The sequence below is a fragment of the Methylobacterium nigriterrae genome (assembly GCF_037106235.1).
GTDB lineage: Bacteria > Pseudomonadota > Alphaproteobacteria > Rhizobiales > Beijerinckiaceae > Methylobacterium > Methylobacterium nigriterrae.
The window spans coordinates 1-12,850 of record NZ_JBAWTG010000131.1 but is presented as its reverse complement, the minus strand read 5'-3'; the positions used below and the strand labels follow the sequence as shown (position 1 = coordinate 12,850).

Below are 12,850 nucleotides of genomic sequence, written 5' to 3'. Positions count from 1 at the left end.
GCGCAGGTCCACAGACAACGGTGAAGGCATGGGCAAGCTCCTTCATCCGTCAACGCACCACCCGCAAACCCGTCTCAAGCAGCGCGGGATCCGCTCTAGCTGGACGATCCGGAGGGCCAATTCCACCCGAGACTATGTCTGCAGGTTTGATCTGTTACGCTCCCTCATCGGCATCGATGAGAGGCAACATGCGACCACGAGCACCCCGACCAGACTCGCTGCACAGCGTCACGGTTCTGGAGATCCTCGAAGCTCTGGATCCCCAGAATGGCGAGGCAGGAGTTCCTTTCAAAGATTTGGAGGCTGCTTTGCGATCCCGGCTGCCGTTCCGGGCCCTGGCGGACGCCCTCAATGCCCTGGTCGCCGGGGGAGCTGTCGCCCGTGTCTGCGAGAAGCCGGCCCGGCTCAGGATCACCAGTGTCGGACGAACCCAGCTCGGCGGGTACAGATCCTAATCTGCGCCCATGTGCAGGACTGGTAATCATAGACGGGGAACCATGCTCTGTACTGTGATCGGCGTGGCCTCACCCCGACCCGTCGCTGGCCTACCCAACTGACTGCGGCGAACTACGTAGAGGTTGGTTAGGAGGTCCTGCCATGGAATCGGATGATGATGCTTCGCTGCCGCAATCTCAGGACCATCCGCTGGTCGAGCACGCTGCCCAGATCGTGTCGGCCTACGTGGCCCACAACCATGTCGCGGCTGGGGAACTACCCGGCCTGATCCAGACCGTACACACCTCGTTCCTCAGCCTCTCTCAGCCGACCGCTGCAACCACCGAGACCGAGGTCGAGAAGCCGACGCCGTCGCAGATCCGCAAGTCTGTCACGCCGGATGCCATCTTCAGCTTCATTGATGACAAGCCCTACAAGACGCTGAAGCGGCACCTCGGGAAGCACGGGCTCGATCCCTACAGCTACCGCCAGCGCTACGGCCTGCCGACCGACTACCCGATGGTGGCCGCCAACTACGCCGCACAACGCTCGGAGCTGGCCCGGGCCACCGGACTTGGTCGCACAGGCGCTGCAGTGACCAGCCCAGACCGACCGAGAGGGCGTGGCCGCAAGTAATTACGCAAATCATCGACCGCTTTGCTGCACAGCAAGCTCCACTCAGGTTTTCCGTTTTCACCACCAACAAATGTGGATGGTGCCATCGCCACCATGACCCCGAGAGTCTTTGCGTGACCGGGCGATGGAGCGGCAATGAACAACCACAAGAAGGTACCTGTTTGGCTGCTCCGGCAGATGCAGCGGCGCTTGGACAGCGGGGGCGACATGAGGATGATCCAGCGGTTTGCTCGGTCGGTCAGTTTGAGGTCATGCAGGGCGCAGGGTGATACGTCCACCGCCGCCTCCGCCTTGGCGGTCGGGAGCAATGTCGTCCCATTCCCACTGCAGAGCACACTGCTGGTGGCACCCGCCGGCAGAGAAGCTTGCTGAGTACGGCCGCTCTGCGTGTGGGGTGATGATCCGCTCCACAGAAGTGGCGGTCATCTCCCCATAGATCCACTTCAGAGGAGGGCAGGGCACCCAGGCCGCTGGCTCTCCATCACGCACGAGAATCTGGGGTCTGGTGAGCCGGAAGCCTCTTGCAGGAACCTTGACCCGAGTTGAGATGGCATTTCGGTCGAGGCCGCCCTCGAGCGCCTGTACGGATCTGTGAAACGTCAGCTCGCTGTCGGGCCATCAGCGTCGGACGAGCCATTTTCACGTGGGCCAATCGCAAGCAACGGACTGTTCTGCACAACGCAAATTATCGATTCGGCCCTTATAATATTCGTGACTGTTGTTTTTAGATAAATTTAAAATCTGCCGGGGACATTTACATCAGGAAGAGAGGAGTTGCATTATTCCTTTGGCGGTATCTCCGACTTATTTGAGGTAAGCCGAGTTGACTGCTGCATGACCTGCTCGCCAAGCTCATGCGCTTAACCTATTCGGGAGCCGGCCGCAGATGGCCAAACTGCTTCATTCCCTCGCTGCTCTCGCTTTTGCCGGTACGCCGGCAGCGGCCGACATTTTCGTCGAGCAGGCCATGATTGCGAATGGCGAGCTTCGGGTCATGGGCCGGCTCGGGCCAACTCATGCTGTGCCTGCCACAGTGGCCTTGGACGACAGAGGCGAGGTGACCACCGACAGGGGCGGGCATTTTACCTTCCGTCTGGCCTACCATCCTGCCGAGTGCATGGTTACCATTCGAGCCCATTCCGAGAGCCGGCAGGTCGTCGTCGGCTTCTGTGGCCAGCGGGGGCCTGAGGGATTGCAGGGCCGTCCTGGCGAGCGGGCACCGGCATCCATTGCAGAGCCGGCCGTCCTGTTCCAAGCCGCCACCACGACTTCCAAGCCGCCGCCCACTCCGGCTGCTCGAAGCGAGCCTCAGGGTCCTGTCGGCCCTCGGGGGCCCCAGGGTGTTGCAGGGCCGCAAGGATCAGAGGGCCCGCAAGGACAGCATGGGGAGAAGGGAGACAAAGGCGACAGAGGGGATAAGGGTGACAAAGGCGACAAGGGGGATCCCGGTTCGGCTGGACCGGCCGGCGCACCGGGGCCTGCGGGTCCGGAAGGCAAGCCCGGCTCCTCGGGAGCAGGACTGCGGGTTCAGTCGGAGACCTGCGAAGCCGGCGGGCGCTGTGTTGCAGCCTGCAAGGCCGAGGAGTTCGCCGTGAGCGGTACTTGCAGCGGCGGCGAGCGGCCCGCCATGGACGAGACCAGCATCTACTGCTTCTCCATGGGAGCCTCACCAACTCCCCTTAGGGCACGAGCCATCTGCGCGAAGAAGTGAGATCCGCATGGCGAGCAGGGCAGGTCACACGGGCTGACGTACTGACACGGTCATATACGGTCTCTCCGTAAGGGGCAGCATCCATGGCAAGCCAGCCTGTCCGCATCTGGTATCAGAGCTTCGTCGATGAGGTTGAGCAGCAGCCCTACATTGCACGCCTCGCCACAAGGCTTCAGCACCTCAGTTCACCCGGCACAATCGTCGAGGTTCATGGCATCAGCCCGCCCGACCGCTACTTCCACCCGCTCACCGAGTTCCGGTGCGCCGATCAGACCATCCGCAACGCCCTGCGTGCCTCCGAGCAAGGCTTCGATGCCTTCGTCATCGGCCATTTCCAGGAGCCCGGCCTGACCGAGTGCCGTGGCACCGTCGACATTCCTGTGGTCGGCCTCGGGGAGGCCAGTCTCCTTTACGGCTGCACGCTTGGGCGCAAGATCGGCCTCGTGACCATCGACCCTGTGTTCACTCCGTGGCACGAGGAGCAGATTGTGCGACATGGCCTGGAGCGGCGTGTTGCGGGCGTGACCGCCATCCAAGCAGACCTACCACGCTTCATGGCAGCCTTTGAGGATCCCGCCACGCAGGCGCAGGTTCGAGAGGACTTCGTCCGTCAAGTCGAGCCGCTCGTTGCGGTTGGTGCCGATGTACTCATTCCGGCTGGTGGTCTACCGATGCTACTGTTTGCCGAGCAACAGCCCTTCCTTGTCCATGAAGCCGTGGTGCTGGAGGGCATCGCCACGGTTCTGAAAGCCGCCGAGATGGCCGTGAGCCTCCACCGGATCACGGGTGTTGCGGCAAGCCGACGAGGGATCTTTGCCCGAGCGCCGGCTGGTGCGATCCAGGATTTTCTCACACCAAGGTTGTGAGTGCCGTGTCGGGGATCGGGCAAGGCGCCCCGTCGATGAGCGAGTTGAACCGGGCACAGTCCATATGAATCTAACGTGAGGCGCGGCCGGTTGCCCAGAGAGGTTTCGGTAGCTCTCGTTGATCGTTGAGCAATCCACTGAGCACATCCATGAGATAGGCTTGGACCCGCCGTTCGCTCCCAGGGTCCCGACCCTCAACTACGCAGCTCGCTCGGAGATCTGCACAGAAAAGGTAACGAACAACCCGCTCGCCAGCGATGCAGATGTCCCGCTCGGTCGGAGCACTCACGATAACGCCTTCCCGTCCAGCATGGACCTCCAGGCGGTAGTAGCCAGGGCCGGCCCGCTCCCTCGGAGCAGCGTGGCCGCTTCGTCTTCCGGTTGGATCCGACAGGGCGGCTTGATGTTGCCTCCGACGGCTTCGAGCAGCCGAACGGGCTCGTCTTCTCGCCCGATGAGCGGACCCTTTACGTCAGCGAATCGGGCGGCAGGCGGGAGATTCGTGCCTATGACGTTGAAGACGGCCGGCTCCGCCGCGAACGCTCCTTCGCCAAGCTTGGCGACGACACACCCGACGGGCATGCGGTCGATGCGGACGGGCGGGTCTACGCTGCGGCCGGCAGTGGCGTCCGGATCTGGAAGTCCGACAGCGCCCTCTTGGGGACGATCCGAACTCCCGGGTTCTGCGCCAACCTCGCTTTCGGCGGCCCGAAGGGCCAGCAGCTCTACATCTGCAATGAGACCTTTGTTCATGCTGTCGAGATGAATAGCCAGGGTTGCGGGTTCCCAACTTGAGCGGACATCCCGCAGCTTTCTCCTGACAAATAATAGTGCTTGCGGATCACGATCGATTGCTCTCAGCCTACCTTCGGCATTGCCAAGAGGCAGAGTCTTCAGATTTTCGGCGACCTCACCTGAACTTTACGGTACGGCTTCGTGCCACAACGCCGAGCGGTCCTGGACACGACCTCTCAACAGGATCAATCTCAGAGCAACACTGCTGCGGGGAGGGAAAGATGAGGCAGGCATTTCAAGCGAGCATTGTGCTTACTGCATTCTTTACGGGAGCAGCAGAGGCAGAAACACCAGTCAAGATCGGCATCCTAGGAGATCGCTCGGGTGTCTACTCGGACATCGGCGGCGAGGGCTCAGTTGTTGCCGCACGCATCGCAGTCGAAGACTTCAAGCCAGCCGAGCACGGTCTGAACGTCGAGGTCGTCTCGGCCGATCACCAGAACAAGCCTGATATCGGCTCGGCGCTTGCCCGGCAGTGGTTCGACCGTGACGGCGTTGACGCCATCTTCGATGTACCGACCTCCTCGGTGGCGCTCGCGGTGAGCCAAGTCACTAAGGAGAAGAACAAGGCCTTCATCGACACCGGCGCAGGCACGGCCGATCTCACTGGGCCGCAATGCACGCCCAACACCGTCCACTGGGCCTACGACACAGTTGCCCTTGCGAACGGCACAGGCAGCGCCATGGTCAAGCGTGGCGGTGACACATGGTTCTTCATCACCGCCGACTACGTCTTCGGCCACACGCTTCAGCGTGACACCACGGCTGTGGTCGAGAAGAACGGCGGCAAGGTGATAGGCTCGGTCAGGGCGCCTTTTCCGACTGCCGATTTTTCGTCCTTCCTGCTCCAAGCTCAAGGTTCCGGCGCCAAGGTGATTGGGCTGGCCAATGCCGGCGGCGACACCATCAACGCCGTCAAACAGGCAGGCGAGTTCGGCCTAACCGGAAAAGGACAGGCGCTGGCGGCTCTGCTGATCTACTCCTCTGACGTGCACTCGCTTGGCACCAAGGTGGCGCAGGGTCTCGTGCTGACTGAGCCGTTCTACTGGGATTTGAACGACGCCAGCCGGGCATTCTCCGAGCGTTTTGCGGATCGTTTCAGCGGCAAGAAACCGACCTCGAATCAAGCGGGCGTCTACTCGGGCGTGCTGCACTACCTCAAGGCGGTCGAGGCCCTGAAATCCGCCAAGGACGGTGCCGCGACCGTCGCCAAGATGAAGGAGATCCCGACCGACGATCCGCTCTTCGGCAAGGGCGAGGTACGGCCGGACGGGCGCAAGATCCACAATATGTACCTGTTCGAGGTGAAGAAGCCGGCCGAGTCGAAGGGCGAGTGGGATCTCTACAAGCTGCTCGCCACGATCCCCGGCAAGGAGGCCTTCCGCCCCCTCAACGAGGGCGGCTGCCCACTGGTCACAAAACCCGGTGCACAGCGGTGAGTCGGATCTGAGAGGCGCTCGTACGCTGACGCTCGTGAGCCTAACGGCCTTCTGAATAGGAATGCAAATAAGCCGTCCAGGTAGCGGGGGCCGGCGTGACGATGATCGGCTGCAGCGCAATCTGACCGAGCGGCCGTCCACCGTAGTTCTCGTAGGCCCACCCAGGACGCTACGTCGACTGAGCCCATCGCTTCGACTGTCGCGAGCAATGTCGTCCTGTTCCCGGTGCAGGGTACGCTGCCGGAGGCGCCGGCCGACAGAGAAGCTTGCTGAGTACGGCCACTCTGCGTGTGGGGTGATGATCCGCCCCACAGGCGTGGCCGGTCATCTCCACGTACCTCCGCATCAGGGGAGGGCAGAAGCAGGGTACCGAGGCCGCTGGCTCTCCATCACGCACGAGATTCTGTGGGCTGGTGAGCCGGAATCCTCCTGCGGGAGCCTTGACCCGAGTTGAGATGGCGTTTCGGTCGAGGTCGCCCTTGAGGGTCTGCGCAAGATCCTCGGTGAACACCGGATCCCCGATGTGCCAGGAATGCGGCGGATCTCCGTTGATGTCCGCATCTGGTCGGGTCAGGCGCATGGCCTGCCAGCGGCTGCTGCAATCCACGTTGACGCTCTCGGTCAGAGCATCTGGCGGGAGGCCGACACGTCCTACCCTTGGAGCAAAACCGACCCGCTTGAGAGGCTCGGCCCGTGCATCGACGAATGGCTGGCCCTCAGGATCGCGTCCGAGCAATAGCCTATTCCTCAAGGACAACTATCATTGCTACCCCCTAAGTTTACTATGGACAAAGCACCGGAAAGTCGCCGATTACAAACATAGTTATTGCCTAGCCGAGAGGCCGCTTAAGAGGTGGCGGAAGGTTGATCACGACCTGCTTACCGGACACTGGGTCTAGGATGATGATCGCCATGTCTGCCTGCCCCCATCTTTTGATCAGTAAGGCCAAGCCCTGAGGTGACTTGTGGCGTTTCCTAGGCGCCCGGTCTAGCGGTACTGTATCAGTCATTAGCGTGCGAAACCGCACGGGAACTTCCGCTGATTGTGGAAGGAAGCGTACTCTGAAGCAACGAATCGGGTTCCCACCCAATGCCTGGCTTCATCGGCCCACTCAATCTGCTGTTCTCGTTTTCTTTGATGCAGATTGCGTTTGTTATCTGGATGATGTGGGTAACGAGCTAGCGGCAGTGGGGCCGGTAAATTTCGTGCGCCGGCCTCTGTATCATTAACTTTTCGACTCTAAGACCAAGCCGCCGCCCAGAGCAGCAGGTATGCGAAGGAAAAGACACGGCATGACGCAGATTGACATCGTCAGCTCGCCGCTACCGATCCAGAAGGCTCTCGCAGATTGCACCGAGGGCGCGAAGGTCTCTCAGCTTAAGGCAGAAGAGTATCTGAGGCTAGCAAGGGCAGAAGCCGACGATACTCTCTACGAGGCTTGCCGCTCGATGCATCGCTTCTACAGCTCGATGCGTGAGTTCTTCCTTGAAGAGGAGCGGATGATCACCGACGCCGTGGAGCGCGGGAGGCATTTATCTGCGGTAGCATAAGTATGCGCAAGTACTAATTCCCATCTTCCTCCATCTCAATTGAGTTTTAAGCCGCCTTTGATTGCTCTTGTTGTGCGTGCCAAGCCGCAGTTAGGTTCAGCGATGCGGTGAAGACAGTACGGTCGCTGGCATCTCGCACGACAACGTTCAGCTTTTGGTCTGCATACCTTCCGGGATAGTCCCCAGCGACCTGACACAAGGCCCGCAACGCCTCGGATGAAATGTCACTCGGATTTACACATTCAGTCCCCTCATCATCACGCGTCGTGAGGTAGAGATCGTGGAAATCAAAGAAGTACCGGGCCATTAGGATGACCTTTCGAGCTCAGGTTGTGCTGGGGAGGCTATTTGCCGAGAGATTCAGCGAATCATGTGTGTGATTCACTATATCCACGATTGGTTTTCTAGTGACAATAGGATAGCTAAGTACGGTTTCGCACGAAATAACGAATGATAATCGCGAGCCTGGCGCCTCTAGGGACAAGATGCCCTCTCGGCACAGAGACTTAGCCCCTGACGCTCATTCTGCGTCGCTGCCGTGTGTGGCACGTCCGTACGGCTGGAGCACACCTTGGCTGTCGCGTTGTGCTCTTCCGGTCACGCATAAGATGGCGTGGCTGGTGTGAGCCGGACGGTTGCGTCCCAGTGGCGACAGAAGCCCGGGCGATTCGCCCGACCGGTGGCGTGCAGGCTGTAGCGTGCATTATCGAGGCCGTCTACCGGGCGGTGACCGCCGCCTTGATGATCTCGAAGTCGCTCCGCTTGAGCACACGCTTGGTGACGAGATCCTCGGGAGAGGCACAGGGCCGGAATGCGATGATCCGGCGCCCGATCATACCGGCCCCGAGTGCATTTAATTCCTCGACAGAAGCCGTGTTCAGATCGACGCCTGGGCCTGCCGGCGCCTGTTGACTGCTGGGAGAGGCCGCTGAGGGCTCGGTCGTTGCGCCTGTAACCGGCGTACTGTCAGCTTGCTCCTGAGGCGGCGCAGGTTGGGGCAGTGTATCGGGTCCTGGTAGTGGGGCGGACGACGAGGCCACAGCCGAGGCTGCGGCCGGTGAAGCTGGCTCTGCCGCCGTTCCGTCCTGCAATGGGGTGCTGCGCTGCGCCGGCCCAGACTTCGGCCCAGGATACACGGTGCGGATGGACTGCCCCTCTGCATCGGTGGCCGATCTCTGCTGTCTGGACAACGGTGTAACCGTGGAGGCTTGCCTGTCCCGGCCTGTTCGAGAGGGAAACCCATGAGAAACGAAGAGGCCAGCCGCAACCACTGAGACCGCCGCCAGACCGGCGCTGACAGACAGCAGGGTACAACTCATCACAGGATTCCCCCTTTCGCGACCATCATGGGTGCCGGAGGGTCGTGGCACCTTCGAGGCGAACCCGGCCAAAAGGCGGTTTGGGGGGTAGAGCATCCTGGTAGGGAAATGCCACAGGCCACGTCCAAGCGTAGCCTCATCCACCGGCCAACCCGACCCATTAGAATCAGCGGAGATTAGGAGGCAGCCGCCCTCTGCCTGGAGCCCGGCTCGCCGCTCGCCTCGGCCCGAAACCGGCGCAGTATGATGGCAGGAGCCCGGCTCGCCTTCGGCTCGCACCTCGGCCTGCGGCCTCGGTGGCATAATCTTGCTACCCCCCCTCGAAGGCAGTTACTAATATATAGTAACGGTTCACCTTTCCGAAGGGGGTGAAACAAGAAGGCATCCGTCGCTTATTGCGCCGGGCCTTCCCAAGGTTTGCGCTCAGTCTGACGCAACTCGACCCGTGTTTGTGTCAGACCCCTCAGCACAGCTTTGCTGAAGCTCGGTGACGCAACAACAACCGTAGCGGTCGATCGTCTGTCCGATTCACGGAAACCACGATTTCGCCCGACGGCTTGGTTAAGCTGGTCGGCGTAGTACATGCTAATCACATCATCACTCCCGATGAAAATACCCGTCACATTGAGCAGTGCATACAGATGATCGCTCGGGAACATGGGGATGATGAAGACATCGTCATGCTGAAAATCGTTGGATCCCTTCATTGTGATGAAGTTTGTGACAGAACTGCCCTTCACGACGTCGGCGATAATCTTAGCATTCGGACGAGCTGCAGCGATCTCTTGAACCAGCTCGGAAATGCGCCTCTTGCTGGCCCTCTTATCAAGAAACAGTGGCACCGGAACCGGATAGATGCCCGAGACTTCGTCCAGGTCGCATCGAATTAGGAGGCTCTTGCGTCCCGCCCTGGCGTAGGACGACTCAATCACATTCGATACGAAATCCTCGGTTGTCAGGAAGGCCCACCGGCAGCCGGCGTCAAATATCCACTGTTGCACCCCGAGATAGAACACGTAATTGCGCTGCTTCGCGTACATGTCAAACGGCCCGTGTTGCCGCCCGAACGGTATACGATCCGGATCAACCTGAACGGGTTCCAGCTTCGTCAGGTCGAGGCGCATCCTCTCGTCAAAGGCTTCGAAGCTCGACGCTGGGACAGCGCCCTCAGCACGAAGCTGCATGTAAATGCCCTGACGTTCGGACCTTAGCAGATGCCGCCAGCGAGGATGATTTTCCTGCGAGCTTAAGAGTGCCTCGTATTCCTTCTGGCTGAAACGGTGAAGAATCTCGTCGACGTCCGGCTCGTCGAACACGACCTTCGACAGCCGGAAATCATCACGCAAGTGCGCCTGCTCCGCCAGGGGCGCCTCAGGATCGAATCTCGGGTGAGCCCAAATCCGGGTGATCCGGCTATGATGCCAGCGCATTGCCGAGGCATGGCTCATGAACAGAATTGTCCTTCCCGAGTCGAACGGTCCCCTCTGCGACCAGAGGGATTTCCGGACGGCCTCCATGGCGTCGAACACCATGGGCTGCCGCCGCTTGATCTCGCCTAAGGGACCACGAGACGAGGTCTGCAGTTCAGTGCGGTAAAGTGCCCGACCGCCGGTCGCAGCACATGCCTCCTCGTAGATCCGCCAAAGACCCTTGATCACTACCCCACCGCCGTAGCGGCTGCAGTACTCTGCTGCCTTCGCCTGGGCCTGCTCCAACGAGCGAAACGCAAAGCACGCGAAGGACATACCGCCGTGTTGATCGGCAGCCATCGCATCGTCGAAGATCTCGCCCGCCAGTTCACGTTGAAAACTGGATGTCTTGCCGACTCCCTCCACCGACTCCAGCAGGATGTCATTTTGACCAGCAGCAAGCATACGGAGGTAAGATATTGTCTCGCCTAGGGATCGCCGGACGGCACTACGCTGTTCGACGGGAGGTCCAGTGAGGACGGTTGAGCGGAATTCCTCCTCAAGTCCGAAAACCAATGGATGGCGGTCGACGGATAACGCCGGATTACGTGGACAGGCCTCGAAATGCGGGCTGTTCTCGTCTTCCGACGAAAGATGCTCGATCAGCTCATTGGCGGACATGTGCCCAGGCAGGAAGAAACGGCGGCTGCCAAACGGATGACGGCCATTGAGCTGCAGCATTCGATATTCCCCGAGGGCTACGGTCGATGGATTGATATCATCTGCATGGTTTTGAAAATGGATGAGATGCTCCCCATTTTGCAGGAGAACAGAAACTGGCTTTGGATATTCCATCTCCCACTCCTCTGCGCACATGTTCTGAAGCAATCGCAAGGCCTCGTCGCTCGTTGCGGCTGCAGCAGAACTTCTTCTTGTGGAGGTTGATGAAGAGCGAGCCCGCTGTTCTGGCAGTGAGAAATTTCGAGCGACAAGGAAGTCATCGCTCTGAGGGGCGGCTCTCGAGCGGATGTTCTCCCGAACTACAACTTGCGGAATTAACATCCCAGCCTTCAGACCTAGTGGCGGAAAATCCTTCTCAAGGCGCCGCATAGCCCAAGGCGTTCGCCTCCATTGGAGCCAAGATCGCATAGTCGTGTCAAACTGAAGGGGCCGTCCTTCAATCTGCTCGAAGCACGTTCTAACATAATCCCAGTAAGAATTGTGTGCAGACGCAAGGATAGCGGAGTAATTTAACTGCTTCAGTCCGAGTTGCGTTGTTTCCCCGGCGTTCGGCGGCGCGGCTTCAAGATGCGCAATGCTGAACACGAAGTGATAATGGATCGAACGCCGGCCACTATACACTGCGGAGAAGCCTCGGTAATCCTTATACTTGCTTAGCTCGGCATCGACTCGAGTCAGCAGGCCATTCTTCCCATCGCTATCTCTGGTCCATTCTAGATTCTCATCTATCTGGCCGGGCGTCTCGCAATCCATTTCTAGCGTAACGGTAACAAAGCCCGCATTGGTCAGACGTGTCTTTGGTGGGGCAGCGTTCTGCGGATCAAAATCAGGCAGGCCAAATCCTTCCGGGATCTCGAGCGGATTGCTGAAGAAGGTTGCTGTTGCCGCGTGAATCCCGGCATTCACCCGAAGCAGGGAAGCGGGCAGCATTCCAAGAATGCACTTCTCGGCCCGAACCGGGACGTAGTTCTTCTGGTTCGGGACGTATGCGTTCTCAGCTATCATGTTGAGCAATCCCCTCCTAGTCGCTGGGATGCGGCCAGATGCCTCTACGCTCTCCTGGATTCCGGCAAGTTGTGCTCTGGATGCAGCCGACAGAGGAAGTGCACGGAAGGTAAACTTGAAGTTCTGACTCACGAGCTTACTCCGTGACCAAGCTTGGCCAGGGTTCTCCACACCGCACGCAGCCATGCAGGCAGGGCGATTTCATAACTTCGGCGTCTGCCGCTCAGCCAAAATGTTCCTCTGACCGCTGCACCTTCCGTCAAACGAAGCATTCGAGGCTGTGGATCCTCGGCCTTCGAGAGGCCGAGGGGAGACTAGCGTGGGCTTTCAGGAGCGGCGCTACCGGACTGCTGAGTTTGGGCGTACTAGTCAGAAGCATCCTCAGGTGAGCATTCGAGTGTGATACTCAAAAACTCGAATTCAGTATTTTTCATGCGGAGATACGACCAGTCGTCAGGGGCATAATTTCTAATTGAATGCATGCCTGTGCCGTCATTGAAGATGAATCGAATTTTCACGTCGCTCTCCAGAAGATCATGGGCCACCCTTAGAAGGGAGTAGTCATCGGCTTGGGCTTGGCTCTCTAAAACACGCAAGATCTCCTGACCTGCTGGGGCTTCTCGTCGGCAGCCTGTCAAGAAAAGAAAGTCGTCTTCACTCGCGTTAGATATCAAAGACGAATTGCTAAGAAATGCGTAAGTATATAGCGCATAGTATAGCGCGAATTCTCTCGTGGGAGACGCCTCTCGGCGCTGCTTATATGTAGCATATTGATTTGCAACTTCTCCGAGGTTCAAGAGCTCTTCGTGATCGAAGGGAGTTACGATTTTCATGATATACATCCTCTACGGCCTGTTCGGCCTTGAACGTGTTCCGTGTGCGGGCGTTTTGCTCCTCCTGACTGGGAGGAGTGATGCTGGACGACGCAGAATGGAGAAAGCTG

8 protein-coding genes and 1 pseudogene are annotated in these 12,850 nt (G+C 59.4%); 5 read left to right on the top strand and 4 right to left on the bottom strand.

Translation table 11 applies throughout. The features are described 5' to 3' along the window. Positions 1 to 597 precede the first annotated feature (597 nt). A complete protein-coding gene (locus WDW90_RS30620) occupies positions 598 to 1,071 on the top strand; it encodes a Ros/MucR family transcriptional regulator (RefSeq protein ID WP_336491291.1) in 474 nt (157 codons plus the stop codon). Between the two features lie 865 nt (positions 1,072 to 1,936). Here WDW90_RS30620 and WDW90_RS30615 read toward each other — a convergent pair. After that, positions 1,937 to 2,089 (bottom strand): hypothetical protein, encoded by a 153-nt coding sequence (locus tag WDW90_RS30615; protein WP_336491290.1) that lies wholly within the window; start codon positions 2,087 to 2,089, stop codon positions 1,937 to 1,939. A gap of 776 nt (positions 2,090 to 2,865) precedes the next feature. Between WDW90_RS30615 and WDW90_RS30610 the strand changes: the two genes are divergently transcribed. The 4 genes and pseudogenes from WDW90_RS30610 to WDW90_RS30595 all read left to right on the top strand — a co-directional run bounded on the left by WDW90_RS30610 (position 2,866) and on the right by WDW90_RS30595 (position 7,433). Then, entirely contained in the window at positions 2,866 to 3,648 is a 783-nt protein-coding gene (locus WDW90_RS30610; RefSeq protein ID WP_336491289.1) for an aspartate/glutamate racemase family protein, read from the top strand. A 378-nt stretch (positions 3,649 to 4,026) separates the two neighbouring features. Further along, positions 4,027 to 4,443 (top strand): annotated as a pseudogene (locus WDW90_RS30605) (SMP-30/gluconolactonase/LRE family protein); the annotation flags it as partial. Positions 4,444 to 4,664: 221 nt separating this feature from the next. Then, positions 4,665 to 5,882 carry an ABC transporter substrate-binding protein gene (locus tag WDW90_RS30600; RefSeq protein WP_336491288.1) on the top strand — a complete coding sequence of 406 codons (1,218 nt, stop codon included), beginning with the start codon at positions 4,665 to 4,667 and terminating at the stop codon, positions 5,880 to 5,882. A 1,293-nt stretch (positions 5,883 to 7,175) separates the two neighbouring features. Further along, positions 7,176 to 7,433: a hypothetical protein gene (locus WDW90_RS30595; RefSeq protein ID WP_336491287.1), complete on the top strand. Its 258-nt coding sequence runs from the start codon at positions 7,176 to 7,178 to the stop codon at positions 7,431 to 7,433. Between the two features lie 46 nt (positions 7,434 to 7,479). Here the strand turns inward: WDW90_RS30595 and WDW90_RS40925 are convergent, their stop codons facing one another. The 3 genes from WDW90_RS40925 to WDW90_RS30585 form a co-directional block, all read right to left on the bottom strand. Then, positions 7,480 to 7,740 (bottom strand): DUF6894 family protein, encoded by a 261-nt coding sequence (locus WDW90_RS40925; RefSeq protein ID WP_431311154.1) that lies wholly within the window; start codon positions 7,738 to 7,740, stop codon positions 7,480 to 7,482. Positions 7,741 to 9,144: 1,404 nt separating this feature from the next. Next, positions 9,145 to 12,039 (bottom strand): hypothetical protein, encoded by a 2,895-nt coding sequence (locus WDW90_RS30590; RefSeq protein ID WP_336491286.1) that lies wholly within the window; start codon positions 12,037 to 12,039, stop codon positions 9,145 to 9,147. A 233-nt stretch (positions 12,040 to 12,272) separates the two neighbouring features. Further along, positions 12,273 to 12,740, bottom strand: a complete 468-nt coding sequence (locus WDW90_RS30585) for a hypothetical protein (RefSeq protein WP_336491284.1) — start codon at positions 12,738 to 12,740, stop codon at positions 12,273 to 12,275. Between the last annotated feature and the right edge of the window lie 110 nt (positions 12,741 to 12,850).